This window comes from Streptomyces sp. NPDC006314, assembly GCF_040613075.1.
Taxonomy (GTDB): Bacteria; Actinomycetota; Actinomycetes; order Streptomycetales; family Streptomycetaceae; genus Streptomyces.
In genome coordinates this window covers 468,985-495,077 of the sequence record NZ_JBEXRL010000005.1, presented here as the reverse complement: position 1 = coordinate 495,077, position 26,093 = coordinate 468,985, and the positions used below count along the sequence as shown (strand labels likewise).

Sequence of the window (26,093 nt, the reverse complement as noted above, 5' to 3'; positions counted from 1 at the left end):
CTGGCGTTGATTTTTGGCACGCTGTTGAGTTCTCAAGGAACGGTCGCTTCCTTTGTACTCACCCTCTCGGGCTTTCCTCCGGGCGCTTCCCTTCGATGTTTCAAACTCTACCAGGGTTTTCCCGTCTCCCTGACCACCCCGCTGCGGGCACGCAGAAGGAGATCCAGAGATAGGATCTGATGAGTTTGGGTGCTGCCCGGACACAGGGTGCTGCGCACCCCTCAGCCCCAAGCAGGGTTACGACTGTACACGGAGCCTCGAAGCCGGTGCAAATCTGCAGTGTTGGTGGTCTAGACCACTAGCTGGTAGCTTCTATACGGAACCGCCACTTCACATGACATACCCTGCTGCTCAGTGTCGTCTGGGACAGGCAGTGACCGCCCGTAAGCAGCTCCACTTCTTGGGAGGCTTCCCATGACCACCGTGACGTCCCCTCTCGCTGGACGTGCCATCGGACTGGCCGACGTGCCGGATCCGGTCTTCTCCGGGGCCATGGTCGGCCCGGGCACCGCGATCGATCCCGTGCGTGAGCCCTCGGAGGCCGTGGCGCCCGTGGACGGCGTCATCGTCTCCCTGCACCCGCATGCCTTCGTCGTGGTGGACGAGAGAGGCCACGGCGTGCTCACGCATCTCGGCATCGACACCGTGCAGCTCAACGGTGAGGGCTTCGAGCTGCTCGTCGACAAGGGCGACACCGTGACGCGCGGGCAGAGCATCGTGCGCTGGAACCCCGCCGCGGTGGAGGCCGCCGGAAAGTCCCCGGTCTGCCCCGTCGTCGCACTCGAAGCCACGGCCGAATGCCTCTCCGACCTCCGTGACAGCGGCGACGTGAAGGCCGGCGACAGTCTCTTCGCCTGGATCTGACGGCAGTGCCGTCCCGGGACGGCGGACAGGACAACCACCGCGGCGGCGGGACCCGCCGCACTATCGGAGACGGGTGAGATGGAGACAACGCTGCGAGGCGTCGGCGTGAGCCATGGCGTGGCGATCGGCGAGGTTCGGCACATGGGTACGGCGGTGCTGGAGCCGCCGGCCAAGCAGATTCCCGCCGAGGAGGCGGAGCGCGAGCAGGGCCGCGCCCGCCAGGCCGTGGGCGCCGTGGCCGCCGACCTGATGGCGCGTGGCAACCTGGCGGGGGGCGAGGCCCAGGCGGTGCTCGAGGCGCAGGCCATGATGGCCCAGGACCCCGAGCTGATGGCTGACGTGGACCGGCGGATCGCCGTCGGCAGCACGGCCGAGCGTGCGGTGTACGACGCGTTCGCGGCCTACCGGGAGCTGCTGGCCGGCGCCGGTGAGTACCTCGCCGGCCGGGTGGCCGATCTCGATGACGTGCGGAATCGTATCGTCGCCCGGCTGCTGGGCGTTCCGATGCCGGGAGTCCCGGACAGCGACGAACCCTATGTGCTCGTGGCACGGGACCTGGCTCCCGCCGACACGGCGCTGCTCGACCCGTCTCTGGTGCTCGGTTTCGTGACCGAGGAGGGCGGTCCGACCAGTCACAGCGCGATCCTGGCACGTGCGCTGGGTGTGCCGGCCGTCGTCGCGCTGCCGGGTGCCGGTGAACTGGCCGAGGGCACGGTCGTCGCCGTGGACGGCAGCACCGGTGATGTCTTCGTGAACCCGAGCGCGGAAAAGAAGGCGGAGCTGCGGGCCGCGGCCGCCGAGCGAAAGGCCGCGCTGGCCGCCTCGACCGGCCCGGGCGTGACCGCTGACGGGCACAAGGTGCCGCTGCTGGCCAACATCGGCGGCCCGGCGGACGTGGCGGCGGCCGTGGAGGCCGGGGCCGAGGGTGTCGGTCTCTTCCGTACCGAGTTCCTCTTCCTGGACGACAGCAAGAACGCTCCTTCCGAGGAGAAGCAGGTGGAGGCCTACCGGCAGGTGCTGGAGGCGTTCCCCGAGGGCCGTGTGGTCGTGCGTGTGCTGGACGCGGGTGCGGACAAGCCGCTGGACTTCCTGACGCCGGCGGACGAGCCGAACCCTGCGCTCGGCGTCCGTGGTCTGCGCACGCTGCTCGATCACCCCGACATTCTGCGTACGCAGCTCACCGCGCTGGCGAAGGCCGCCGAGGGGCTGCCCGTCTACCTCGAGGTCATGGCGCCCATGGTGGCCGACCGCGCGGACGCAAAGGCGTTCGCGGACGCCTGCCGCGAGGCGGGACTGCGCGCCAAGTTCGGCGCGATGGTGGAGATCCCCTCCGCCGCCCTGCGGGCGCGTTCGATCCTGCAGGAGGTCGAGTTCCTGTCGCTGGGGACCAACGACCTCGCGCAGTACACCTTCGCGGCGGACCGGCAGGTCGGTGCGGTCTCGCGGCTTCAGGACCCGTGGCAGCCGGCGCTGCTGGACCTGGTCGCCCTGTCCGCGGAGGCGGCCAAGGCCGAGGGCAAGAGCTGCGGCGTGTGCGGTGAGGCCGCTTCCGACCCGCTGCTGGCCTGTGTGCTGACCGGCCTGGGTGTCACCTCCCTGTCCATGGGCGCGGCGTCCATTCCGTACGTCCGGGCGACGCTGGCGAAGCACACGCTGGCGCAGTGCGAGCGGGCCGCGGCGGCCGCGCGCGCGGCGGACAGCGCCGAGGAGGCGCGCGGCGCGGCCCAGGCGGTGCTGTCGGGCGAGTAGCCGTTCCGGCCATGTGCTGTGCCGGGTGATCAGGGGCGTCCCGCCTTCGGGTGGGGCGCCCCTGGCGCGCTCGGCTTGCCTTCAGCGTGCGTTCAGTGGCGGTGTCCCTGTGCTGTGTTCTCCTCTCCGAGGTCGGGTGGTTCGCAGTAGTCGACGCCTGACTCCGGGGAGATGAGGTCGCCGGACTCGACGTCGGTGCAGTAGGCGTCGAACACTTCCGCGGCGGTGAGCGGTCGGAGTCCGCCGGCGCGCAGCCGCCAGCCGTAGACGTGGTCGGCGGTGCCGGGGGCGCTGACACGCATGACGAGTCCGCCGGGGCTGCGGGTGGCGAGGCCGAGCGCGAGGACGCTGGTGAATTCGAGGGCCTCGGCCTCGTCGGGTCGGGTGCCGCCCTGCGGGCCCTGGTCGCCGTGCAGGACGGAGATGAGCGTGTCCGGTGGTCCGGAGACGCTGCACACCAGGTGCCGGTCGCCGGGCGGCGCGGTGTCGAGGATGCGGACCAGGAGGTCGGAAGCGCGGGTGAAGGCCGCCCTGCCGATGTCCTCGCCGCAGGTGGGGCAGGGGCCGAGGCGGGTGAGGAGGGTGGTGGCGTACTCCCAGGTGGCCTGGCGAACGGCTTCGTCCACGAGGGCGGGCAGGAGGGCGGAGAGGGGCCGGCCGTCGTAGGGGAGGGTGGGGCCGGTGGCCGCGAGCTCGGCGGTGAACCTGGTGCGGCTGGCCGGAGCTTCCGGGTCGAGGCCCGTTTGTGCGCAGTAGGCGGCGTAGTCCTCCGGGTCGAACAGGGCGAGCGTGGTGTGGGTGCCCTGGGCGGCGCGGGTCTTCAGAACGGCCTCTACCTGCTGCAGGTAGGTGGCGTGGTCGTCGAAGGTGAAGCTGCGATAGCGCCGCATGGCGCGGAAGTCGTGTTCGTCGGTGAGCAGGCCGATGGTGCCGGCGATCTCGCGGTGCAGGACGCGTCGCATGGTCTGGTGCCCGGTGTGCGCCATGTCTCCCCCTGATGCGCAGTCGATCAGTGCTCACTCACCGTAACCGGCCCCACTGACAACGGACTCCGCTGGAGACGGTCGCGGACCAAGCGGTGCTGAATCGCGCAGGTCACGGCGATGGCGGTGCCGAAGACGGTCCAGCCGAGGGGTCTGGTGGCGATGGCGGCGGTGACGGCGAGCGGGCCGATGCCGCGCCGGCCGGACTGGGCGAGTCCGTGGACGCCGAGGTAGGCGCCGAGGGCGGCGTCGGGGGCGAGGGCCACGGACAGTTCCCAGGAGACGGTGGCATGGAACGTCTCGGCGAGGGTGAAGGCGACGGCCGATGCGGTGAGCAGGCAGATGGCCCGAAGGGTGCCGCCGGTGGCGGAGAGGGTCATGGTGATGCCGCCGGCGGCGAACAGCGGGCCAAGGAGTCTGCGGGCTGCCGCGGTGGTGGTGCCGTAGCGGGCGGGCGGCACCTGGAGGGCCACGACCAGCACGTTGTTGAGGACGAGCAGCGGGGGCGCGAGGCCGTGCGGCACATCCTCGCTGTGCGCGATCCACTTCCCCGTGCACGGGCTGATGACGGACGGGGACACGCGTGCGTTGGTGGAACGCGCGCGTGAGACGTACGCGCTGCCCCGCACCGCCCGGGCCGGCGAGCAAGCCGTGCGGGGCATCGCGTCGCACTCCGCGAGCGGCTTGAACCTGTGGGTGCGGGTGCGGGACGAGTCGGCGGTGGTGAACGGACTGCGGTCGTACGGCTGGTGGATCGCGGCCGGGGCGAGGTTCCGTCTGGCCTCCGCACCCGGGGTGCGGATCACGGCCGCGGGCCTGGAACCGGCCGAGGCCACGCGGCTGGCCTCGGACTTCGTCACCGTGCTCGGCGAGTCCGAGGCCATCTGTGGAGGGTGAGCCGCCGGCTGGTCAGGCGCGCTTGCGGGCGAGTTCCTCGTAGAAGCCCAGCAGGGCGAGGTTGTCGATGGACCCGGGGTTGACGGCCTTCTCCAGGGGGGTGCCCTGGAGAAGGCGCTTGACCGGGACCTCGATGCGCTTGCCGGTGAGGGTGTGCGGGACGCCGGGGACCTCGATGATCTCGTCGGGAACATGGCGCGGCGAGAGCTGTTCCCGGATGGCCTGCTTGATGCGGTTCCGGAGTGCCTCGTCGAGGACGGCGTCCGGTGTCAGGTGCACGAACAGCGGCATCCAGTAGCCGCCGTCGGGCTGTTCGATGCCGACGACGAGGGATTCCTTGATCTCGGGGAGCCGCTCGACGACTTCGTAGATGTCGGCCGAGCCCATGCGGACGCCCTGCCGGTTGAGGGTGGAGTCGGAGCGGCCGTGAATGATCACGGAGCCGCGTGAGGTGACGGTGATCCAGTCGCCGTGGCGCCAGACGCCGGGGTAGGTGTCGAAGTAGCTGTCGTGGTAGCGGCTGCCGTCGGGGTCGTTCCAGAAGTGGATCGGCATGGACGGCATGGGGTTGGTGACGACCAGTTCCCCGACCTCGTCGATGAGTGGCTTGCCGCTCTGGTCCCATGACTGCAGATCGGTGCCGAGGCCGGGCGCCTGGAGTTCGCCGGTGTACACGGGGAGGGTCGGTACGGCTCCGGCGAAACAGGAGCAGACGTCGGTGCCGCCGCTGACCGAGGCGATCCACAGGTCGTCGCGAACCTCGTCATGCAGCCAGCGGAAGCCGTCGGGGGGCAGGGGCGAACCGGTGGTGGCGACGCACCGCACCTTCGACAGGTCATGGTCGCGGGCGGGGTGGACGCCGGCCTTGCGGCAGGCCATCACATAGGCGGCCGACGTTCCGTAGAGGGTGGCTCCGGTGCGTTCGGCGATCCGCCACTGGGCGCCGGTGTCCGGGTGGCCGGGGCTGCCGTCGTAGAGGACGATCGTCGTTCCGGTGAGCAGGCCGGAGACGAGGAAGTTCCACATCATCCAGCCGGTCGAGGTGTACCAGAAGAAGCGATCCTCGGGGCCGAGGTCGCAGTGCAGTCCGAGTTGCTTGAGGTGTTCGACGAGGATGCCGCCCTGGGACTGGACGATGGCCTTGGGCAGGCCGGTCGTGCCGGAGGAGTACAGGACCCACAAGGGGTGATCGAACGGAACCTGCTCGAAGACGGGTTCGGTGTCCCCCGCCGTCAGCGACGACCACTCCAGGGCGCCCTCGGGTGCCTCGGTGCCGAGAAGCGGGATGTGCACGACGGCACGCAGGGTGGGCAGCTCGCGGCGCAGCTCGGCGACGATCTCGCGGCGGTCGTGCTCCTTGCCGCCGTAACGGTAGCCGTCGACGGTGAACAGGACGACGGGCTCGACCTGCTGGAAACGGTCGAGGACGCTGCGGGCGCCGAAGTCGGGGGCGCAGGAGGTCCAGACGGCGCCCACGGTGGCCGCGGCGAGGAGGGCGACGACGGCCTGGGGAATGTTGGGGAGGTAGCCGCTGACACGGTCGCCGGGCCGTACACCGAGGGCGCGCAGTTCGGCGGCCAGGGAGCCGACCTGGCGGCGCAGCTCGGACCAGGTCACCGGGAGCGGTTCGTGCGTCTCGTCCACATACAGGAGGGCGGGTTCGTCCGCGCGGTCGTCCGCGGCGCGCAGGGCGTGTTCGGCATAGTTCAGGGTGGCCCCGGGGAACCACTGGGCGCCTGGCATCGAGCGGGCGCCCAGCACGCGCGTGCAGGGGGTCGAGAACCGCACGTCGAACCACTCCGTGACGGCTTTCCAGAAGGTGTCCAGCTGCGCGACGGACCACCGGTGCAGAGCCGGGTAGCCCCCCTCGGCCGGCGCGCCGTGGTGCTCGGCGGCCCAGGCCTGGAACTGGGTGATGCGGGCCTGGGCGATCCGCTCGGGATCGGGCTGCCAGAGGGGCTGGGGGTTCGCGGTCGACATGGGGCGGCTCCCGGGCTGTGCGCGTCGTGTGCGTCGGTCCGCGCACGGGCTGGGGTGTGCGCGTGACGCGGCTGACAGGGACGATGCCATGTGATCGACTTCTACACCAGGGTGCGCCCCCCATAGTCCGTGTCGTGAAGATGTGGTCCCGGCACGGGTGAACGGCAGTTGAACGAGACACGCGCGTGGGGCGGTCAGTGGCAGGGTGAGCAGCATGGACGGTCGTGACCTGGTGCGTTCGGTGAGTGTGGTCGGTTCGGGGAGGGCGGTTCGGGGGTTGCGTACCGTGCGGGCCGCGTGGCGCAGGAGGCGTATCGACGCCGCCGGACTGCCGCAACGGGGGACCGAGCGTGCGCGGGTGCCGGGGCAGATGCAGGGTGTGGAGCCGGGGCCGGGGGGCGGGCTGATCCGTTTCAGCCGGTCCGAGCTGCGGATCACCGTCGCGGTGAACGGGGCCGTCTTCTGGGGGTGGGACGGGGCCGGTCCGCAGCCGTCGTACGCGCTCGTGGGAAGCGGTCCCGAGCCGGATCCGCGGGCGGTGCTGGAGCCGGACAAGGACGGTGGCTGGCGGGTGGTCGCCGAGCGGGTGACGGTCGTCGTGTCACGGCACGGTGCGGTGGAGGTCTGCACGCCGGGCGGGGTGACGCTGCGGCGTGACCTGCCGCCGCGCTGGTGGGAACCGGTCGGTGGGGGCTCGGCGCGCTGGCTGCAGCGGTCCGAGGTGGCGGCGGACGCCCGGTTCTTCGGCCTGGGAGGGCGGGCGTCGGGGCCCCTGCTGCGGGACGGCACGTACCGGCTGTGGAACACCGATCCGGGCCGCGCGTTCGGGCCCGGTGACGATCCGCTGCATCTGACCATGCCGGTGCAGCTGGTGGTGGCCGACGCCGGCACGCATCTGGTGTTCCACGACACCACGTGGGACGGCACGGTGGTCCTGCGGGAGGGCGAGGAGGGCGCCGGGTCAGGGCACGACCGGGCGGGGCGCTGCGAGGTGCGGATGGATGGCGGTCCGCTGCGCTGCTGGGTGGTGGTGGGCACTCCCGCGCGCCTGCTGCACACATGGGCGTCGCTGACGGGGGCGCCCGCTGCGCCGCCCGCATGGGCGCTCGGCCACCATCACGCGCGGCGGGGTTTCGGCAGCGAGCAGGAGGTGCGCCGGATCATCGCGGGGTACCAGGAACACGGTCTGCCACTGGACGCGGTCCACCTGGACATCGACCACTACGACGATCACCAGGTGTTCACCGTCGACCAGGAGCGTTTCGTCAAGCTGCCGGTGCTCGCCGAGGAGCTGCGCCGGGACGGGATCCGGCTGGTGTCGATCGTCGATCCGGCGGTGAAGGCCGCGCCGGGCAACGCCGTCTACGACAGCGGTTCGGACGTGGACGCGTTCGTGCGGGATGCCGCGGGGCGCACGGTGCGGGGCGAGGGGTGGGCGGGTGAGTCGGTCTTCCCGGATTTCACGCACGCGCGCGTGCGTGAGTGGTGGGGCGGGCTCTACGAGGAGCGGCTGGGTCAGGGCTTCGCGGGATTCTGGCACGCCATGAACGAGCCGACGTCGTTCAACGCCTTCGGTGAGCGGACGTTGCCGCGTTCGTCCCGGCACGCGCTGGAGGGGCGCGGCGGCGACCATCGGGAAGCGCACAACGTGTATGCGCTGTGCATGGCCCAGGCGGGGTACGAGGGGCTGCGCGAGTTGTCTCCGCAGGAGCGGCCGTTCCTGTTCTCGCGTTCCGGCTGGGCGGGGATGCAGCGGTACGCGGGCGCCTGGTCGGGGGACGTGGCGACGGGCTGGCCCGGGCTGCGGGCCTCGCTGTCGCTGGTGCTGGGTCTCGGGCTGTGCGGGGTGCCGTACTCGGGTCCGGACGTGGGCGGTTTCGATGGCAGCCCGTCCCCGGAGCTGTTCCTGAGGTGGTTCCAGCTAGGGGCGTACCTGCCGCTGTTCCGTACGCACGCGAGGTCGCGGGCGGGGCGCAGGGAGCCCTGGGAGTTCGGTGCCGAGGTGCTGGGGCACGCGCGCGTGGCACTGCTGGAGCGCCGGCGGCTGTTGCCGTACTTCGTGACGCTGGCGCATCTGGCCCGGCGGACGGGCGCGCCCTATGTGCGGCCGCTGTGGTGGGGGGCGCCGGAGGACCGGGCACTGCGTGACTGCGCGGACGCGTTTCTGCTCGGTGACAGCCTGCTGGTGGCTCCGGTCCTGGCCCCCGGCGCAGGCCGGCGTGCCGTGCAGCTGCCGCGGGGCCGCTGGTACGACACGGTGACGGAGGAGGCCCACGAGGGCCCGGCTCGGGTTCTCGTGGACGCGCCACTGTCACGCATACCGGTGTTCGCGCGCGCGGGAGCGGTCGTACCCGTGCGGGGCGCCGGCGGCGGGCTCGAGCTGGAGGTGTGGGCACCCGCGCCCGGCCGGACGGGAGGCGGTCTGGTGGTGCCGGACGCGGGCGACGGGTGGGACGATCCGGAGATCGAACGCTACGTCGCCCGCCGGCAGGGCCCACGGGTGGTGGTCACCCGGGAGCGGGGGGACGGCACGAGTGAGCCGCCCTGCCCGGTGCGCGTACGAGGGCTCGGCTGAGCCTCGTCTCGTGTGGTCGACTCGTCTGAGCCGCGTCTCGAGTGGTGGACTCGTCTGAGCCGCGCCGGGGGCGCTCGGCCGAGCCGCCGCTCAGACGTACCGGCCCTCGAACCACGCCCGCACGGCGACGGTGTGCAGCGGGAAGGCGAGTTCCTCGGGCCTGCGCAGCAGGTGCCAGCCCTCGGTCTCGTCCGTGGGATCGGACGGCGGGAGTCCGCTCGCCGGGCGTTCCGGGAGGAGCCCGAAGAGCAGCAGATGCCCGTCGGGCGAGCTCATGGCGTCCACGAGCCGCACGTCGCGGGCGGCCGCGTCGATACCGGTCTCCTCCTTGAGTTCCCGCACGACGGCCTGCTTCCAGTCCTCGCGGTCGTCGATGTAACCACCGGGCAGGGCCGTGCCCCCGCGCGCGGGGGCGATGGTGCGGGTGATGACGACCAGGGCCGTGCCCTTGGTGTCGTACACGGGCTGGAGGGCGATCGCGACCGGCAGCGGATTGCGGTAGGCGACCGTCTCGCAGTCGGGGCAGGTGCGCGGCCAGCCGGAAACGCCTTCTCCGTAGGGCGCTCCGCAGCTCGAACAGTGCGAGTCGGGCGCGGAGTTGGCAGTTGGGTGCTGAATTTCGGACACGCGCGGACTGTATCCGATCACGGGAAGGACGTCTTCCGGCAGTGACGCACAAGGATCGACGGGAATCAGGAGGGGCGGCCGGAATCACCCCCGTCGATCCCGGCCGCCCCTCCTGTACCAGGACGCCGGAAGAGGACACTCGGTTCACAGCGACGGCCTGCCCTTTCGCCGTGGCCCGTGGCACACTTCTGATACTTCGTCAGATCGGGACCGTGGAGGGGTTTTGCCGCATGGACACACACCCGCGGTCGCCGGCTGGTTCACCGGTGAGGCGGACGACTTCCGACTCCTGGGTACCCGCTGCTCGTCCTGCGCCTCGGTCTTCTTCCCCCGCGAGGACGTCCACTGCCGCAACCCGTACTGCGTGGGCGGCGCCCTGGAGGAGGTGCCACTGTCACGAACGGGACGAATCTGGTCGTACACCGACAGCCGGTACCGCCCGCCGTCACCCTATGTGAGCGACCCGGAACTTCCGTGGGAGCCGTACGCGTTGATCGCGGTGGAGCTGGAGTCCGAGCGGATCGTGGTACTGGGACAGGGGGCTCCCGGGGTCACCGTCGCCGGTCTCACGGTGGGCATGGAGGTGGAGGTCGTCCCCGGGGTGCTCCACGAGGACGCGGAGACGACCTGGACGACCTGGCACTGGCGGCCGACGGGGGTGACGGCATGACGGCGGACGTGGCGGTGCTCGGCGCGGGTATGCACCCTTGGGGCAAGTGGGGCCGCGGCTTCGTCGAGTACGGCACGGCGGCGGCCCGCGCGGCGCTCGCGGACGCAGGTCTGGAGTGGCGGGACGTCGGGTCGATCGTGGGCGCGGACACCGTGCGTGGCGGGTATCCCGGGTATGTGGCGGGAGCGACGTTCGCCAAGGCCCTGGGCTGGCAGGGAGCCAGGGTCGCCAGTGTGTACGCGGCCTGCGCGTCGGGTGCGCAGGCGATCGCCACGGCGCGGGCGCAGATCCTCGCGGGGTTCGCGGACGTCGTGCTCGTGGTCGGGGCGGACGCCGCACCCAAGGGGTTCTTCCGGCCGGCGGGCGGGGATCGTCCCGACGATCCGGACTGGTTGCGCTTCCGCCTGCTGGGCGCGACGAATCCGGCGTACTTCGGGCTGTACGCCCGGCGGCGGATGACGGTGCACGGTGACACACCGGAGGACTTCGCCCTGGTGAAGGTGAAGAACGCAGCGCTCGGGGCGTTGAACCCGTACGCCCGCTACCGCAAGCGGGTCACCGCGGAGGAGGTGGCCGCCTCCGCGGTGGTCGCCGATCCGCTGCGGCTGCTGGACATCTGCGCCACCTCCGACGGCGGCGCAGCCCTGGTACTGGCCAGCATGGGGTTCGCACACCGGCGCGGTGCGCTCCGGCCGGTACGGATCCGGGCAGTGTCCACGGTGACCCCGCGTTTCCCGAACACGGTGCTGGACCTGCCCGACATCGCCACGGACTCCGCGGTCGCGGTGGAACCCCCGGCCGGGACCTTCCGGGCGTCCGTCGCCAGGACTGCCTACGAGGAGGCGGGCCTCGGGCCCGGGGACCTGGACCTGGCCGAGGTGTACGACCTGTCCACCGCCCTGGAGCTGCAGTGGTACGAGGATCTGGCGCTGTGCGGCGAGGGCGACGGCGCGAAGTTGCTGCGCGAGGGCGTGACGGCCCCGGGCGGCCGCATACCCGTCAACACCAGTGGCGGGCTGGCCTCGTTCGGTGAGGCGGTGCCGGCCCAGGCCATCGCCCAGGTCTGCGAGCTGACCTGGCAGTTGAGGGGATCGGCTGGTGGCCGGCAGGTCGCCGGGGCGCGCGTGGGCATCACCGCCAACCAGGGGCTGTTCGGGCATGGATCGGCGGTGGTCGCGGTGAGATGACCGGAAGCGGGTCCCGTGGTCGAAGGCACGCGTAAGGCTCACCCGCTGTGAGCACCCCCGAATCCTCTGTGAACGTCTCATGAACTGCGCCTGGGCGTATGCGGGCGGCGCCATCATGCTCCCGTGCACTCGTGGACGGATACTCTCCGCTTCGCCTTCCAGCCGGTGGTCAACCTGAGGACGGGCGCGGTCGCCGCACTGGAGATGCTTGCCCGCCCGGAGACCGGTGGTGTCCTGGCCGAGGCCCGCCGTGACCCCGGGCTCGACGGCACGCTCACGGTCTTGGCGCTCCGCGCGGCGACGCTCGAGGAGACGCTGCTGCCGTTGCACCTGAACGTGTTCGCGGGCACACTCGCCGACCTCGGCGGTCTGACACCGCTGCACGACGCCGTGCGCGCCGCGGGGCGCCTGCCCTGGGAGGTGACGCTCGACATCGTCCCGCCGTACACGCACGTGCCGCAGCGGGCCCTGCTGGAGGCGGTGGCCGCGCTCCGCGAACAGGGGTTCCGGATCTGTGCGGACGGCATCGGGGACGGCGACGTGCCGCTCAGGCTGCTCACCGATCTCTCGCCCGACCTGGTCAAACTCGACGCCTCGCTGCTGGCCCGGCCGGCCGCGGTGCGGGCGATGCGCACGCTGTGCGAGGAGCTGGGTGCCCTGGTCGCGGTGGAGGGCGTGGAGACCGAACGGCAATGTGCGGCGGCGGTGTCTGCCGGTGCGCAGCTGGCGCAGGGTCAGCTGTTCGCGCCGCCGGCCCGGATACCGGCGGCGGGCGTATACGTTCCGCCCCGCTCACCGGGTTCCCTGCCCGCGCCCCGGTCGGGGCCTTCGGTACGGGAGTTCGTGCGCCCGGCTGCCGTCCTGCCGGTGACGGCTTCGGCGGGGCAGGTACGGGCGCTGCTGACAGGGTCGCCGGACGTCTCCGGTGTGCTGCTGGTGGACCAGACCGGAAGGCCCCTCCGGTCGGTGCACCGCTCGCGCTTCCTGCTGTCGATGTCCGGCCGCTACGGGCACGCCCTGTACGCCGAGCGACCGGCCTTCAAGCTCGGGGACGCAGCCCGGACGGTCGGCGTCGACGCCACCGCCTGGGAGGTGCTGGACGTGGTCGCGGCCGGCGGCCGCGACCGGACCTCCGACGATGTGGCGGTGGTCGACGGGCGCGGCCGGTGCGTGGGCGTCGTACGGCTCGCGGACCTGGTGCGGGCGTTGGCCGAGAGCCGGGTCGAGGAGGCGGCCGGTCTCAACCCGCTGACCCGGCTGCCCGGCTCGGACGCGATCACGGGGGAGGTGGACCGGTGGATCGCGAACGGGCGACCCTTCACGCTCAGCTGGCTGGACATCGACCACTTCAAGCACGTCAACGACGGTGCCGGATTCGCGGCCGGCGACGAGCTGATCCGGTCGGTGGGCCGAGCACTGCAGCAGGCGGTCGCGGGGCACGCGCGCGTGGGGCACATCGGTGGTGACGACTTCCTGGTGCTGGCCGACAGAGAGGCGCTCGATCCGCTGGTCGCCGCCGTGCTCGACGCGCCCTGGTCGGCGGGCGGCCGGCCGGTCACTCTCTCCCTGGCGACCGTCGTGTGCACCGCGGGCAGCGTCAGCGATCACCGCCAGGCCGCCGCCCATCTCGCCCCGCTGAAGAAGGCGGCCAAGGCGCTGCGCGGTGCCAGCTGGGTACTCGGCCGCGCCGGGCTGCCCGGCCACGAGGTCCGGCGCGGCTCGGGGGCGGCACCGGCCCAGGCCGGGTACGCGGCCGCCGAGCCACGGTGGTGAACCGCCCTGCCCGGTGCCTCCGTTGAGGTGCCCCTGCGGTGCGGGCCCGCGGGGTGAGCCGCTGTCACCGTTGCCGTCGGCAACCTTGACGCCCCCGGGACACCGGTGAACACTTCCCGGTGTCAGCCGACATCGCCGTACATTCTTGGCGTTATCAGGCACTGCGCCACGGGTCTGTCCTGCGCCACGGCCGTCCAGGGCGATCCGGCTGCGACGGCACGCTCGTCACGGACGCCGGGCGGGGCGCGGGACCTCCCTGCCTTCGGCTGAAGTCGCCAAGGGAACCGTTCCTGCACGGAGGGCCGGGGCTGATCGCCCCACCGGCGCCAAGGGAGCCGCCATGAGCAACGGAGACATATTCGTCGGCGAGGTCATCGGCACCGCGATCCTGATCCTGTTCGGCGCCGGTGTCTGCGCCGCCGTCACCCTCAGATACTCCAAGGCGCGGGCCTCGGGCTGGGTCGTGATCGCGTTCGGCTGGGGCTTCGGCGTGCTCGCCGGTGCGTACACCGCCGCTCCCCTCTCCGGCGGCCATCTCAATCCCGCGGTCACCATCGGCATCGCTGTGGACACCGGCACGTGGGGCAGGGTCTGGGTGTATCTGCTGGGCCAGATCGTCGGCGCGATGCTGGGTGCCGTTCTCGCCTACCTGGTGTACTTCGCGCAGTTCCAGGCCAACGTCCACAAGGAGGGCACCACCGAGGGCTCGGCCGGCGAGCCGGTGCCGACCCTCGGTGTCTTCTCGACCGTCCCGGAGATCCGGAACCCGGTCGCCAACCTCGTCACCGAGATCATCGCGACCATCGCGCTGGTCCTGCCCGTTCTCGCCTTCGGGCTGACGAGGGGACTCGGTGAGTCCGGCACCACGGTGCTGATCGTCTCGCTGCTCGTCGTCGGCATCGGGCTCTCCCTCGGCGGCCCCACCGGCTACGCCATCAACCCGGCCCGCGACCTCGGCCCGCGCGTCGTGCACAGCTTCCTGCCGATCCCGAACAAGGGCACCTCCGACTGGGGTTACGCATGGATCCCGATCGTCGGCCCGCTCATCGGCGGGACGCTCGCCGGCCTCATCTACAACGCGGCCTTCTGACCCCGCACACGGCCCACCCGGCCCCACGCGGACCTTCCACGCGGCCCTCTGCCCAGCGACCCGACCCAGCGACCCAGCGACCCAGGGACAGCCATGACGGACACCGCAGAGAAGTACGTCGCCGCCATCGACCAGGGCACCACGTCCAGCCGCTGCATCGCCTTCGACCACAGCGGCGCCATCGTCGCCCCCGACCAGCGCGAGCACCGCCAGATCTTCCCCAAGCCGGGCTGGGTGGAGCACGATGCCACCGAGATCTGGTCCAAGGCGCAGGCCGTGGTGGTCGGGGCGCTCGCCAAGGCCGGGCTGCGCGCCGACCAGCTGAGCGCGCTCGGCATCACCAACCAGCGGGAGACCACGGTCCTGTGGGACCACTCGACCGGCAAGCCCGTGCACGACGCGGTCGTCTGGCAGGACACCCGCACCGCCGCCCTGTGCCGCGAACTGGGCGGCACGGACGGTCAGGACCGCTTCCGCGAGCACACCGGGCTGCCGTTGGCCCGCTACTTCTCCGGGCCCGAGGCGGCCTGGCTGCTGGACCACGTGCCCGGCCTGCGGCAGCGGGCAGAGCGCGGCGAGATCGCCTTCGGGAGCATCGACTCCCTGATCTCGAACCTCACCGGCGGCACCGACGGCGGCCGGCACATCACCGACGTCACGAACGCCGGCCGCACCATGCGGGCATGACCGCACGCGCGCGTGAATGCCCCTCACCGGACCACGGCCCGTACCCCGGTCGGCGGGGGTACGGGCCGTGCCCGTGGCTCAGGTGCTGACGGTCTGGCGGCTGTCGGCCGCGTACTCCATCGCATGCTGCACGACGCCGATGAGTACTTCCTTGACCGACTCCCGGTCGCGTGCGTCGCACAGCAGGACCGGCACGTCGTCGTCGAGATCGAGGGCCCGGCGGACGGCGTCGGCCGGGTAACGGGCCGCCCCTTCGAAGCAGTTGACGCCGATGACGAAGGGTATGGACCGCCGCTCGAAGTAGTCGACGGCGGCGAAGCAGTCCTCCAGGCGGCGCGTGTCGGCGAGGACGACGGCACCGAGCGCGCCCTCGGACAACTCGTCCCACATGAACCAGAACCGTTCCTGCCCGGGCGTGCCGAAGAGGTACAGCACCAGGTCCTCGCGCAGGGTGATGCGGCCGAAGTCCATGGCCACGGTAGTGGTGTGCTTGCCCTCCACCCCGCTGGTGTCGTCGACCGGGCGCCCGGCCTCGGTGAGCAGTTCCTCGGTGTGCAGCGGCCTGATCTCGCTGACCGCGCCGACGAGGGTCGTCTTGCCCACGCCGAAGCCGCCGGCCACGAGGATCTTGAGCGTGACGGGCTCGACCGGGGGCTTGCCGCGCTCAGAACGCCCGAAGATCATCGATCTCTTCTCCTGCTTGATGGGGGTCGGGCGACGGTCGGCCGTAGCCACCGCCGCCAGGGGTTTCGATGACGAGTACATCGCCGGGACCGACGTCTGCCGAGCCGCTGCCGCCGAGGTCGGTGACCGTGCCGTCGGCCCGCTCCACGCGGTTGGCGCCGAGCGCTCCGGGCTCGCCGCCCGCCATGCCGTACGGGGGTACACGGCGGTGCTGGGAGAGCGTGGAGGCGGTCATGGGTTCGAGGAACCGGATGCGGCGCACGGCGCCGTCGCCGCCGCACCACCGTCCGGCGCCGCCGCTCCCCCACCGGACGGCGAACTCCTCGAGCCTGACCGGCAGGCGCCACTCCAGGACTTCGGGGTCGGTGAGCCGGGAGTTGGTCATGTGGGTCTGTACGACGTCGGCTCCACGGAAGCCGTCGCCCGCACCCGATCCGGAGGCGACGGTCTCGTAGTACTGGTGGCGTTCGTTGCCGAAGGTGACGTTGTTCATGGTCCCGGAGCCCTCGGCCTGGACGCCGAGCGCGGCGTACAGGGCGCCGGTGATGGCCTGGGACGTCTCCACGTTGCCCGCGACGACGGCGGCGGGCGGCTCGGGGGCGAGCATCGAACCGGGCGGCACGACGATGTCCAGGGGGCGCAGGCAGCCGTCGTTGAGCGGGATGTCGTCGGCGACCAGGGTGCGGAAGACGTACAGGACGGCCGCGTTGACGACCGCGTAGGGGGCGTTGAAGTTGGTGGCGAGCTGTGCGGAGGTCCCGGTGAAGTCGATGGTCGCCCGGCGCTGGGTGCGGTCCACGCGCACGCGGACGCGGATGACGGCGCCCGAGTCGGTCTCGTAGGCGCACTCGCCGTCGTCGAGGGCGTCGATGACGCGGCGGACGGCCTCCTCGGCGTTGTCCTGGACGTGCCGCATGTAGGCCTGGACGACGTCGAGGCCGAAGTCGCCGATCATACGGGCGACTTCGTCGACGCCCTTCTGGTTGGCGGCGATCTGGGCGCGCAGGTCGGCGAGGTTGGTCCGCACGTTGCGGGAGGGGTGGGGCGCCTCGGTGAGCAGGCGGCGGGTCTCCTCCTCACGGAAGCGGCCGTTCTCGGCGAGGAGCCAGTTGTCGAAGAGGACGCCTTCCTCCTCGAGGGTGCGGCTGTGGGCCGGCATGGAACCCGGGGCGATGCCGCCGATCTCGGCGTGGTGGCCGCGTGAGGCGACGTAGAAGAGGATCTTCGACTCACTCTCCGTGTCCGTAGCCCGGTCGGATTCGAAGACGGGGGTGATCACGGTGACGTCGGGCAGATGCGTGCCGCCGTGGTACGGGTCGTTCACGGCGTAGGTGTCGCCCGGCCGCATGGCGGTGCCGCGGCGGCGGACGACCTCTTTGACGCTGGTGCCCATGGAGCCCAGGTGGACGGGGATGTGGGGCGCGTTGGCCACCAGGTTCCCGTCCGGGTCGAACAGGGCGCAGGAGAAGTCCAGGCGTTCTTTGATGTTGACTGACTGGGCCGTGGACTCCAGCCGGGCGCCCATCTGTTCGGCGATGGACATGAAGAGGTTGTTGAAGACCTCGAGCAGAACCGGGTCTGTTTGTGTGCCGAGATCGGAACTCTGCGTGATCGCCGTGCGTTCCATGACCAGATGCCCGTCGTCGGTCGCCGCGGCCCGCCAGCCGTCGTCGACGACGGTCGTCGCGCCGGCCTCGGTGATGATCGCGGGGCCGGTGACGGTCTCGCCGGGAGGCAGGGCCTCGCGGCGGTGGAGGGGTACGTCGCGCCAGGCGCCGCCGGTGTGGAGGCGGACGGTATCGGGCGCGGCGGGCCGACCCTCGTACGGGGCGAGGGCGGAGAGATCGGGGGGTGCGGTGATCCCGGTGGCTTCGACGGAGAGGGCTTCGACGACGACCGGGCGGTCGAGGGTGAAGGAGTAGGTGGCGCGATGACGTTCCTCGAAGGCGTGCCGCATGACGTCGGGTTCGGCCAGCTCGACGGTGAGGGTGGTGTCGGTGCCGTCGTAGCGCAGCTGGGCACGGCGGGTGACCTGGATGTGGTCCTCCGAAACCTCCTCCGCGAGGAGTTCGGTGCGTGCCGCGGTCTCCAGGTCGTCCGCGGTGTTGCGGATGCCGGGCATGGAGGCGGCTTCCAGGGGTGCCTCGACGGACTGCTCGCGCATGGCGGTGGTGTCGGCGAGACCGATGCCGAGTGCGGAGAGGACTCCGGCCATGGGGGGTACGAGCACGGTGCGGACGCCGAGCGATTCGGCGACCCGGCACGCGTGCTGGCCGCCGGCTCCGCCGAAGGTGGTGAGGGCGTAGCGGGTGACGTCGTGCCCCTTCTGGACGGAGATCCGCTTCACGGCGTTGGCGATGTTGGCGACGGCGATCTGCAGGTAGCCCTCGGCGACCTGCTCCGGGGTGCGGTCGTCGCCGGTCCGTTCGTGGATCTCGCGTGCGAGGGCGGTGAACCGGTCGCGGACCGAAACGGGGTCCAGGGGCTGGTCGCCGCCGGGCCCGAACACGGCCGGGAAGTGGTCGGGCTGGATGCGGCCGAGCATCACGTTGGCGTCGGTGACGGTGAGCGGGCCGCCGGCGCGGTAGCAGGCCGGGCCCGGGACGGCGCCGGCGGAGTCGGGGCCGACCCGGTAGCGGGAGCCGTCGAAGTGCAGGACGGAGCCGCCGCCGGCGGCGACGGTGTGGATGTCCAGCATGGGGGCGCGCAGCCGGACGCCCGCGATCCGCGTGGTGAAGACGCGCTCGTACTCGCCGGCGAAGTGCGAGACGTCGGTGGACGTACCGCCCATGTCGAAGCCGATGACACGGTCGAAGCCGGCGCGCTGCGACATCCGCGCCATGCCGACGATGCCGCCGGCCGGGCCGGAGAGGATGGCGTCCTTGCCGCGGAACTGTCCGGCCTCCGTCAGCCCGCCGTTGGACTGCATGAACATCAACCGGACGCCGTTGAGTTCGTCGGCGACGTGCCGCACGTAGCGGCGCAGCACGGGCGAGAGGTAGGCGTCGACGACGGCGGTGTCCCCGCGCGGGACGAGCTTCATCAGCGGGCTGACCTCGCTGGACAGCGAGATCTGCGGGAAGCCGGTGCGGGCGGCGAGGTCACCGATCGCCTCTTCGTGGGCTGGGTACAGGTGGCTGTGCAGGCAGACCACGGCGACGGCGCGGATCCCGTCGTCGTATGCCTGCCGGAGCGGGTCCGCGAGGGCGTCCAGGTCGGGGGCGCACAGGACGGTGCCGTCGGCGGCGACACGCTCGTCCACCTCGACGACCCGCTCGTAGAGCAGCTCGGGCAGTTCGATGCGGCGGGCGAAGATGTGGGGGCGGTTCTGGTAGGCGATGCGCAGGGCGTCGCGGAAGCCGCGGGTGATGACGAGGAGGGTGCGTTCGCCCTTGCGTTCCAGCAGCGCGTTGGTGGCGACCGTGGTGCCCATGCGGACGGCGTCGACGGGCTCGCGGGAGCCGCCGAGGAGTCCTCGCACACCGGCGACGGCCGCGTCGGCGATGGGAGTCCCCCCGCCCGAGCGAAGCCGGGAGTCGGCGAGGGCCGGGTTGTCGGACAGCAGTTTGCGCGTGAGCAGCCGGCCGTCCGGGCGACGCGCGACGATGTCGGTGAAGGTGCCGCCTCGGTCGACCCAGAACTGCCAGCCTGCCACGTCAGTACTCCGCTTCCGCGCCGGTCACAGCGCCCGGAGGCCGTTGATCACGTCGCGCAGAATACTCTCGTCCGGCAGTTCGGCCGGGGGCACCGGGCGCGTGACATGCACGAATTCCGCGTGGACGAGGTCGCCGATGAGGACCCGGACCACACCGATGGGCAGGCCGAGTTCCGCGGCGAGTTCGGCGACCGACTGCGGCGTGTCCCGGCAGAGCCCGACGATCTCCACGTGCTCCGGGGACAGCGTCGGGTCCGCTTCCGGATCGCCCGCGTGGGGCTCGGTGACGACCACGGCGATCAGGTCCAGGCGGTGCTGGGCCGCACTCGTGGTGCGGCCGCGCGTCATGGCGTACGGACGGACGACCGGTCCGGCCTCGTCGTCGAACCAGTGGTTTCTTCCCTGACCGTCTCCGCTCATGTCATCCCACTACCCGCCTGCGGGCAGCTCGGTGCGCGGGCCGGTGCCCAGATGCACGCCCACCCGCTTGACCAGGAGCGTCATCTCGTAGGCGACCTGCCCGACGTCGGAGTCGGCGTCGGAGAGGACAGCGAGGCAGCTGCCGTCGCCGGCGGCGGTGACGAACAGGAAGGCGTCGTCGAGTTCGACCACCGTCTGCCGCACGCTGCCCGCCTCGAAGTGGCGGCCCACTCCCTTGGCGAGGCTGTGGAAGCCGGAGGCGACGGCGGCCAGATGCTCGCTGTCCTCCCTGGTCAGATCCTTGGACACCCCGGTGGGCAACCCGTCGCCGGACAGGACGACGGCCTTGCGGATGCTGGCGACCCGGTCGACGAGGTCGTCCAGGAGCCAGTTCAGCTGCCCCTTGTTGGTCGCCGTGTGGTCGGTCGCCTTCGGTGCGGTCATCGACCGTCCCCCTTAGTCGTTCCTTGTGCTGTGCCGTTATGGGCGTCGTCGCCCGCGGCGTTCTGCTCACGGCCGCGCTGCCAGCCGCGCTGGAGGGAAGCCATCCGGCTGCGGACCTCCTCGGCATCGCGGTCGGCGGGCTGGGCGGCGCGCTCGGTGCGCCGTTCGGTGTCCTGCTTGAGCTGGGGGGCCAGGCTGGCCTGGCGGATACGCCGGGGCAGCGGCCCGGTGCCCGGTTCGGCGGCCGTCTCGCCGGCGAGCGGGGTGGTGCCGGCGCCGGTCCTGGCCGCATCGCCGCTGGATGGCGGCGGGTCGCTCGGACCGCCGGCGGAGAACCCCTTGGGCCGGGTCCGCCTGGGCAGTGCCGGGGGGCCGGACGTCTCACCGGCGTCGCCGGCCGGAGTGGTCCCGGGCTCGCCCAGGCGGTCGGTGACTTCCGCACGGCGTCGGGGCGCGGTACCGCGGCGCCGTGCGGGCAGCGGGGCCAGCCCCCCGGTGTCGGGGCGGCGCGGGCCGCCGGAGAGCTGCTGGTCCGGTTCCGTGCGGCGGGAGCGCTGGTCGGTGACGGGTTTGCCGTGCGAGCTGACCAGCTTGGGCGTCTGCCGCCGCGGCTGCGGCACGGGGCCTCGGTCGCCGGGCTCCTCACGCGCGGGATGGTCACCGGTGAGGGCGGCCGTCTGGTCCTCGGCGCCGGCCAGAGAGCGGCGGGGACGGAACAGTCCGCCGCGCTCGCTGTCCTCGTCCGCCAGGACCCCGGGGAAGTCGTCGAGCGCGTCCAGATCGACCGGCGACTCCAGCTCGACCGGGCCGTCCAGCAGAGAGGTCGGCAGGCCCGGCAACTGCACCGGTGCCGGGGACCGGCCGGCGGTACGGCTCGCCACCTGCCCGGGCTCCCTCGCCGGACGGTCCCGGTCGAGGCGGAAGCCGAGGCCGTCGGTGTCGGGGACGTCGTCGGTGAGCAGCGTGTCGGGGACGAAGACGACGGCGGTGGTGCCGCCGTAGGGTGACGGCTGGAGGGAGACGCGGACGTTCTGGCGCTGGGCCAGGCGGCTGACCACGAACAGGCCGAGCCGGTCGGTGTCGGAGAGCTCGAACTCGGGGGTCTCGGCGAGGCGCAGGTTGGCGTCCAGGAGTGCCTCGGCCGTCATACCGAGACCTCGGTCGTGGATCTCCAGCGTGAACCCGTTGGCGACCCGCTCGCCGAGGACCTGGACGGCGGTGTGCGGGGGCGAGAAGACCGTGGCGTTCTCCAGGAGCTCGGCCACGAGGTGGGTGAGGTCGGCGACGGCCGGGCCGGTGACGGCGACGCGCGGCAGACGCCGTACCTCGATGCGTTCGTAGTCCTCGACCTCGGCGACGGCGGCGCGGACGACGTCCATCAACTGCACGGGGCGGCGCCACTGCCGGGACGGCGCGGCGCCGGACAGGATCACCAGGCCCTCGGCGTGGCGGCGCATGCGCGTGGTGAGGTGGTCCAGGCGGAACAGGTCGGCGAGTTCGTCGGTGTCCTCGGTCCGGCGTTCCATGGTGTCGAGCAGTGTGAGCTGCTTGTGCAGCAGCACCTGGCTGCGGCGGGCGAGGTTGACGAAGACCTCGGAGACACCGGCCCGCAGTTCCGCCTGCTTGACGGCGGCCTCGACGGCGGCACGCTGAAGGGTGTTGAGGGCTTGCCCCACCTCGCCGATCTCGTTCTTGTCGTACTCGAGCCGTGGCACTTCCGTCTCGACGTCGACCTGTTCGCCGGCCGACAGGCGGCGCATGACACTGGGCAGCCGGACACCGGACGCCTCGTGCGCCTCCAGACGCAGCTGCCTCAGGTCGCGGATCAGGACCCGGCCCACCCGGACGGAGAGGACGACGGAGAGCAGGAGGGCGACCAGGCCGAGCAGGCCCGCGATCGCGGCCTGCACGATGACGGTCACGGCGACGGGGCGCATACGTTCCTGGAAGCGGTCGCCCGCCTGGTCGTCGAGGGTGCCGAGTTCGTCGAGGACGCCGGCTGCGGCGGAGTCCCAGCTCTTGGCGGTGACCCCGCGGGGAGTGCCGGAGTCCGTGCCGATGACGGTCCGTTCGGCCACACGCAGCGGGGCGGTGGTGGCGTTCTTCCAGAAGCGTTCGTAGCGTTCGCGTTCCGCGGCGGGCAGCAGGGGCAGGCTGATGTCGTACAGGAGCGTGCGCTGGGCGGCGAGGTCGGAGATGTCACGGGTCTCGTCGCGGGTGAGCCGGCCGACGACGAGGGAGGAGCCGAGGAGGGCGTCCTCGCGGGAGAGCAGTTCGCGAGCGTGGATGATGTTGGCCAGGGCGCGGGCCTGCTTGTCCATCTCGACGTCGTCGATGCCGTCGAGGGCGGCGAGCAGCGTGTAGCAGGGGTCGACGAGACGGTTGTAGTGGTAGAAGGCCTCGGCGCGGGTGACGGTGCCCTCCTCGACGCTGCGGCGCAGGGAGTCGAGGCCGTCGAAGGCGTCCAGGACGGCGGTGAGGCGCTCGTTGTCGTCCGAGTCCATGCCGTCGCGGATGTCGTGGTCCTTGGCGTTCTTCCGGATCTCGGCGATCGCCCGGTCGGTGGCGCTGCGGGTGCGGTGCAGCGCGGAGAGGGCGTCGGCGGCCCGCGGGTCGGCGAGGTAGACGAGGGTCTGGCGACGCTCCTGCTGCAGGACGCGGACGGTGTCCTCGGCGGGATAGCCGATGTCCTGCACGACCTCGGACACCCTGAAGAGCTGGGCGACTTCACGCCCCGTGAGTACCGTGGCGAAGCCCCAGATGGCGGTCAGGGACACCAGCGGCACGAGAAGCAGCGCCACGATCTTCCGGCGGATCGACTTCCCGCGAAAGCGCATGGCCTCCCCCAGCTCGACCCCCGCCGGTCGGGGGTGCACATGTGTGTCAACAAACGGCGCGAGCCTACTACCGCCTGACAGTTAACTCGAAGACATGTCCGGAGGACGAACTTCCGCAGCACCGGCGAGACATGGCGAGTTGTCCGGGCATTACGGGAGATTGCCACCGCGATTCGGTGGGTTGTGCCGGGGTCGGACTCGGAGGTGTGCGTGGGGGGTTGGCTGGATTTATTCGGCGTTCGGGAATCTTTGCGCGATCTCGTTCGTCGTCACCTACGGGAGATGGGGACGGAATGGGCCACAGGAGCCGCATCCCGCATCCCGGCGGCGTAAAACAACGCAAGCCGGGCAGCCACTGGGGAGACGGAGTCTTCGGACGCCGGGGCGAGCGGTCTGCCGGCGGTGGGGAGTGACAATGATGGGCACGGCGGAGCGGCGCGAGGCGCCCGAGCAGGGCGCGGCGGAGCGCCCGGTGGCGCGGCGGGGCCTCAAGGCGCCGGATCGCGACATTCCGGCGCCTGGGCGCGTCGGGGAGTCCACCAGCGGCGAACAGCAGCAGATACCCCGGCCGTTGTGGGTCGAGGAGCCCGCGCGACGGCACCCGACGCCGGATCCGGTGCGTACGGCGGTGGTCCGCGCGGTCATCATCATCGCGGTGACGCTGATCCAGGCGATGGTGGCCTTCCTGTGCACGATGGCCGGGTCCTGGCTGGCGTTCCCCATGGTGATCAGCAGCGTGGTGAGCACGGTGGTGGCCACCTGGGCCGTGGTCGACGTATGGGTGACCCGCCAGGTGTGGAACCAGCGGTACGGCGTGGTCTCCGAGCCGAGCAGCACGGCCCGGGCGCTCCGGCGGGAGCGGCGCGCCCGCCGGCGCCAGGAGCGGGCGGCCCTGGGCGAGCCCGAGCGGATACGCCGAGGGGGCGGCACCGGGCAGTTGTCGCACTCCTGACCCGGAGCCGACGAAACGGTACCGAACGGGACCGAGCGGCGCTGACCTCAGTGAGCCGGGCTGAACAGGGTTCGGCCCGAGAGAGCCGGACCGAGCGAGCCGGGCCGTATCGAACCGGGCCCATCCGAGCCGAACCCAACCGGGCGAACCCCGCGAAGCCGGACCGGACGGATCTCGTCCGGACGGGTCTCATCAGGAATCGTCTCGTCCGGGCGGCGCCGAGCCGGACGCGCTCGGTGCCCGTGCCGCCCCTCAGAGCACCGCCGGCTCGACCCGCTGCCGTTCCTCCCGCTGGAGTTCACGCCGGGCCCGCATGAAGGCGCGCGGACGGTCCACACCGAGCACGGCGACGGTACGGCCGTCCCGTTCATAGCGGGCCAGGAAACCGGCCTCACCGGGCAGGCCGTCGGTGATCTGGCCCTCGGTGACACGGACGGTGTCACCTTCGCGGTACCGGCCCGCGAACTGGATGCGGGCGCCGTACTGGTCGGACCAGAAGTACGGCACCGTGTGGACGCTCTCCCGGACGCGGCCGGCGAGCAGGTTGGTCACGGCGACCCGGGGTTGTTCGGTGGCGGAGGCCCAGTGCTCGGCCCGGGTGCCGCCGACGCGGGCCACATCGCCGACCGCGACGACCTGGGGCAGGGCGGTCATGCAGCCGTCGTCGCACAGCACGCCGTCGTGCAGAGCGAGCGGCGAGCCCACCAGCCAGGCGGTGTTGGGGACGGCGCCGATGCCGACGATGACCACGTCGGCGGGCAGTGTGCTGCCGTCGGTGAGGTCGACGCCGGTGACGGTGACGGTGCCGCACAGCCCGGCCACGCCGGTCCCGGCGATCAGCTCCACGCCGCCACGGCGGTGCAGGGCGGCGCACACGGCGGCCATGTGCGCGCCGAGTTGGGGCACCAGCGGCAAGGGGGCGGCCTCGACGACCGTGACCGCGTGGCCGAGCCGGGCACATGAGGAGGCGGTTTCGGCGCCGATGAAGCCGCCGCCGATGACGACGACACGGCGAGGGCCCTGGGTGAGGTCGGCGCGCAGGGCGCGGGCGTCGTCGAGGGTGCGCAGGGTGTGTACGCCGGCGAGGCTGTCGCCGGGGAGCCGGCGGGCGGCGGCGCCGGTGGCGATGACGACGCCGTCGGTGGAGACCGTCCGTCCGCCGCCGAGAAGCACGGTGCGGCCGCGGGTGTCGAGTCCGCGGGCGCGGACGCCGAGCAGCCACTCGGCGTCGAGGTCGGCGGTCTCGTCGGCGTCGGTGAGTGCCAGTTGGTCCTCGTCGGCGAGCCCGGTGAGGAAGTCCTTGGAGAGCGGAGGGCGGTCGTAGGGGCGGTGCGGTTCCTCGCCGACCATCACCAGTCGGCCGTCGAAGCCCTGGGCGCGCAGTTCACGGGCGGCGTAGAGCCCGGAGAGGGACGCGCCGACGATGGTCACGGTCCTCATAGGGCACGGCTCCTCGCGACACGGGCGGGACGGTGGGGACCGGCTGCTTCCGCAGCGGCCGGACAGGGGGTGGTGGAGAAGGGGGTGTCCGTGCGACCGGGCCGACCGAACCGGCTCCTGGCGGCGGCATTCATGCGGCTGTGCCCTCCTCCGCCGCGAGGTGGACGTGGACGACACCGTCCTCGACGGTGACGCGGTGGGTGCGGACGGGGCGCCGGGCCGGAAGGCAGGTCGGCTCGCCGGTGCGCAGATCGAAGGACGCGGCGTGCAGCGGGCATTCGACCAGGCAGCCCTCCAGCCAGCCCTCGGAGAGGGACGCGTCCTGGTGGGTACAGGTGTCGTCGATGGCGTACAGCTCGCCGTGCTCGGTGCGGAACACGGCGACCGGTGGCGTGGTCTCGACGCGGACCGACTCGCCCTCGGGGAGGTCTTCGAGGCGGCAGACGGGAATCACGGGCCCCCCTCTCGGTCCGGGACACTCGGTCCGGGACCTGCTCGATGCAGGCGTCAGGGATGCGGGCGGGAGTCCGGACCATGGTCGGCCCGGCCCGGTGAGGTGTTACGGGAGTGGCGGACCGT

Annotated in this window: 20 protein-coding genes and 1 pseudogene; 10 read left to right on the top strand and 11 right to left on the bottom strand. The window is 71.9% G+C overall.

Annotation, left to right across the window (positions count from 1 at the left end; all coding sequences use genetic code 11):
• Positions 1-414 precede the first annotated feature (414 nt).
• Both ABZ079_RS12665 and ptsP read left to right on the top strand, forming a co-directional pair.
• Entirely contained in the window at positions 415-864 is a 450-nt protein-coding gene (locus tag ABZ079_RS12665) for a PTS glucose transporter subunit IIA (protein ID WP_356939400.1), read from the top strand.
• A 78-nt stretch (positions 865-942) separates the two neighbouring features.
• A complete protein-coding gene (gene ptsP, locus ABZ079_RS12660) occupies positions 943-2,613 on the top strand; it encodes a phosphoenolpyruvate--protein phosphotransferase (RefSeq protein ID WP_356939399.1) in 1,671 nt (556 codons plus the stop codon).
• A 92-nt stretch (positions 2,614-2,705) separates the two neighbouring features.
• On the opposite strand, the gene ABZ079_RS12655 is transcribed toward ptsP, so the two are convergent.
• Together ABZ079_RS12655 and ABZ079_RS12650 are read right to left on the bottom strand one after the other, a co-directional pair.
• Complete coding sequence (locus ABZ079_RS12655; RefSeq protein ID WP_356939398.1) at positions 2,706-3,599, bottom strand: hypothetical protein; 894 nt, start codon at positions 3,597-3,599, stop codon at positions 2,706-2,708.
• Between the two features lie 23 nt (positions 3,600-3,622).
• Positions 3,623-4,177 (bottom strand): hypothetical protein, encoded by a 555-nt coding sequence (locus ABZ079_RS12650; protein ID WP_356939397.1) that lies wholly within the window; start codon positions 4,175-4,177, stop codon positions 3,623-3,625.
• A 10-nt stretch (positions 4,178-4,187) separates the two neighbouring features.
• On the opposite strand from ABZ079_RS12650, the gene ABZ079_RS12645 reads away from it, so the two are divergent.
• A complete protein-coding gene (locus ABZ079_RS12645) occupies positions 4,188-4,493 on the top strand; it encodes a hypothetical protein (RefSeq protein ID WP_356939396.1) in 306 nt (101 codons plus the stop codon).
• A gap of 12 nt (positions 4,494-4,505) precedes the next feature.
• Here the strand turns inward: ABZ079_RS12645 and ABZ079_RS12640 are convergent, their stop codons facing one another.
• Positions 4,506-6,473, bottom strand: a complete 1,968-nt coding sequence (locus tag ABZ079_RS12640) for an acetoacetate--CoA ligase (RefSeq protein WP_356939395.1) — start codon at positions 6,471-6,473, stop codon at positions 4,506-4,508.
• A 214-nt stretch (positions 6,474-6,687) separates the two neighbouring features.
• Between ABZ079_RS12640 and ABZ079_RS12635 the strand changes: the two genes are divergently transcribed.
• The gene (locus tag ABZ079_RS12635; RefSeq protein ID WP_356939394.1) at positions 6,688-9,048 is read left to right on the top strand and encodes a TIM-barrel domain-containing protein; all 2,361 of its coding nucleotides are present in this window, start codon (positions 6,688-6,690) and stop codon (positions 9,046-9,048) included.
• A 90-nt stretch (positions 9,049-9,138) separates the two neighbouring features.
• Here the strand turns inward: ABZ079_RS12635 and ABZ079_RS12630 are convergent, their stop codons facing one another.
• The gene (locus tag ABZ079_RS12630; protein WP_356939393.1) at positions 9,139-9,675 is read right to left on the bottom strand and encodes an NUDIX domain-containing protein; all 537 of its coding nucleotides are present in this window, start codon (positions 9,673-9,675) and stop codon (positions 9,139-9,141) included.
• Between the two features lie 223 nt (positions 9,676-9,898).
• Between ABZ079_RS12630 and ABZ079_RS12625 the strand changes: the two genes are divergently transcribed.
• The 5 genes and pseudogenes from ABZ079_RS12625 to ABZ079_RS12605 all read left to right on the top strand — a co-directional run.
• Positions 9,899-10,345: a zinc ribbon domain-containing protein gene (locus tag ABZ079_RS12625; protein WP_356939392.1), complete on the top strand. Its 447-nt coding sequence runs from the start codon at positions 9,899-9,901 to the stop codon at positions 10,343-10,345.
• Positions 10,342-11,532 carry a lipid-transfer protein gene (locus ABZ079_RS12620; RefSeq protein ID WP_356939391.1) on the top strand — a complete coding sequence of 397 codons (1,191 nt, stop codon included), beginning with the start codon at positions 10,342-10,344 and terminating at the stop codon, positions 11,530-11,532. The genes ABZ079_RS12625 and ABZ079_RS12620 overlap by 4 nt, the downstream gene beginning before the upstream one ends.
• Before the next feature lie 123 nt (positions 11,533-11,655).
• The gene (locus ABZ079_RS12615) at positions 11,656-13,305 is read left to right on the top strand and encodes a GGDEF domain-containing protein (protein ID WP_356939390.1); all 1,650 of its coding nucleotides are present in this window, start codon (positions 11,656-11,658) and stop codon (positions 13,303-13,305) included.
• Positions 13,306-13,645: 340 nt separating this feature from the next.
• The gene (locus ABZ079_RS12610) at positions 13,646-14,395 is read left to right on the top strand and encodes an MIP/aquaporin family protein (RefSeq protein ID WP_356939389.1); all 750 of its coding nucleotides are present in this window, start codon (positions 13,646-13,648) and stop codon (positions 14,393-14,395) included.
• 93 nt (positions 14,396-14,488) lie between these two features.
• A pseudogene (locus ABZ079_RS12605) lies at positions 14,489-15,073 on the top strand (FGGY family carbohydrate kinase); the annotation flags it as partial.
• A gap of 87 nt (positions 15,074-15,160) precedes the next feature.
• On the opposite strand, the gene ABZ079_RS12600 reads toward ABZ079_RS12605, so the two are convergent.
• The 5 genes from ABZ079_RS12600 to ABZ079_RS12580 are packed head-to-tail and all read right to left on the bottom strand — an operon-like array spanning position 15,161 to position 23,122.
• Positions 15,161-15,766 carry an ATP/GTP-binding protein gene (locus ABZ079_RS12600; RefSeq protein WP_356939388.1) on the bottom strand — a complete coding sequence of 202 codons (606 nt, stop codon included), beginning with the start codon at positions 15,764-15,766 and terminating at the stop codon, positions 15,161-15,163.
• Positions 15,747-19,421 carry a hydantoinase B/oxoprolinase family protein gene (locus ABZ079_RS12595; RefSeq protein ID WP_356939387.1) on the bottom strand — a complete coding sequence of 1,225 codons (3,675 nt, stop codon included), beginning with the start codon at positions 19,419-19,421 and terminating at the stop codon, positions 15,747-15,749. The genes ABZ079_RS12600 and ABZ079_RS12595 overlap by 20 nt, the downstream gene beginning before the upstream one ends.
• 24 nt (positions 19,422-19,445) lie before the next feature.
• A complete protein-coding gene (locus ABZ079_RS12590; RefSeq protein ID WP_356939386.1) occupies positions 19,446-19,841 on the bottom strand; it encodes a DUF742 domain-containing protein in 396 nt (131 codons plus the stop codon).
• A gap of 9 nt (positions 19,842-19,850) precedes the next feature.
• Positions 19,851-20,285 (bottom strand): roadblock/LC7 domain-containing protein, encoded by a 435-nt coding sequence (locus ABZ079_RS12585; protein WP_356939385.1) that lies wholly within the window; start codon positions 20,283-20,285, stop codon positions 19,851-19,853.
• Positions 20,282-23,122, bottom strand: coding sequence for a nitrate- and nitrite sensing domain-containing protein (locus tag ABZ079_RS12580; RefSeq protein ID WP_356939384.1), 2,841 nt, complete (start codon positions 23,120-23,122; stop codon positions 20,282-20,284). The genes ABZ079_RS12585 and ABZ079_RS12580 overlap by 4 nt, the downstream gene beginning before the upstream one ends.
• Before the next feature lie 418 nt (positions 23,123-23,540).
• On the opposite strand from ABZ079_RS12580, the gene ABZ079_RS12575 reads away from it, so the two are divergent.
• Positions 23,541-24,074: a hypothetical protein gene (locus tag ABZ079_RS12575; RefSeq protein WP_356939418.1), complete on the top strand. Its 534-nt coding sequence runs from the start codon at positions 23,541-23,543 to the stop codon at positions 24,072-24,074.
• Positions 24,075-24,326: 252 nt separating this feature from the next.
• On the opposite strand, the gene ABZ079_RS12570 is transcribed toward ABZ079_RS12575, so the two are convergent.
• Both ABZ079_RS12570 and ABZ079_RS12565 read right to left on the bottom strand, forming a co-directional pair.
• The gene (locus ABZ079_RS12570; RefSeq protein ID WP_356939383.1) at positions 24,327-25,514 is read right to left on the bottom strand and encodes an FAD-dependent oxidoreductase; all 1,188 of its coding nucleotides are present in this window, start codon (positions 25,512-25,514) and stop codon (positions 24,327-24,329) included.
• A 130-nt stretch (positions 25,515-25,644) separates the two neighbouring features.
• Positions 25,645-25,968, bottom strand: coding sequence for a bifunctional 3-phenylpropionate/cinnamic acid dioxygenase ferredoxin subunit (locus tag ABZ079_RS12565; protein ID WP_356939382.1), 324 nt, complete (start codon positions 25,966-25,968; stop codon positions 25,645-25,647).
• Positions 25,969-26,093 lie beyond the last annotated feature (125 nt).

Excerpts from the sequence above, each read along its gene's own strand:
- ABZ079_RS12665 (WP_356939400.1), top strand. The coding sequence starts at position 415 with ATGACCACCGTGACGTCCCCTCTCGCTGGACGTGCCATCGGACTGGCC.
- ptsP (WP_356939399.1), top strand. The coding sequence starts at position 943 with ATGGAGACAACGCTGCGAGGCGTCGGCGTGAGCCATGGCGTGGCGATC.
- ABZ079_RS12655 (WP_356939398.1), bottom strand. The coding sequence starts at position 3,599 with ATGGCGCACACCGGGCACCAGACCATGCGACGCGTCCTGCACCGCGAG.
- ABZ079_RS12640 (WP_356939395.1), bottom strand. The coding sequence starts at position 6,473 with ATGTCGACCGCGAACCCCCAGCCCCTCTGGCAGCCCGATCCCGAGCGG.
- ABZ079_RS12635 (WP_356939394.1), top strand. The coding sequence starts at position 6,688 with ATGGACGGTCGTGACCTGGTGCGTTCGGTGAGTGTGGTCGGTTCGGGG.
- ABZ079_RS12620 (WP_356939391.1), top strand. The coding sequence starts at position 10,342 with ATGACGGCGGACGTGGCGGTGCTCGGCGCGGGTATGCACCCTTGGGGC.
- ABZ079_RS12610 (WP_356939389.1), top strand. The coding sequence starts at position 13,646 with ATGAGCAACGGAGACATATTCGTCGGCGAGGTCATCGGCACCGCGATC.
- ABZ079_RS12600 (WP_356939388.1), bottom strand. The coding sequence starts at position 15,766 with ATGATCTTCGGGCGTTCTGAGCGCGGCAAGCCCCCGGTCGAGCCCGTC.
- ABZ079_RS12590 (WP_356939386.1), bottom strand. The coding sequence starts at position 19,841 with ATGAGCGGAGACGGTCAGGGAAGAAACCACTGGTTCGACGACGAGGCC.
- ABZ079_RS12585 (WP_356939385.1), bottom strand. The coding sequence starts at position 20,285 with ATGACCGCACCGAAGGCGACCGACCACACGGCGACCAACAAGGGGCAG.
- ABZ079_RS12580 (WP_356939384.1), bottom strand. The coding sequence starts at position 23,122 with ATGCGCTTTCGCGGGAAGTCGATCCGCCGGAAGATCGTGGCGCTGCTT.
- ABZ079_RS12575 (WP_356939418.1), top strand. The coding sequence starts at position 23,541 with ATGGGCACGGCGGAGCGGCGCGAGGCGCCCGAGCAGGGCGCGGCGGAG.
- ABZ079_RS12570 (WP_356939383.1), bottom strand. The coding sequence starts at position 25,514 with ATGAGGACCGTGACCATCGTCGGCGCGTCCCTCTCCGGGCTCTACGCC.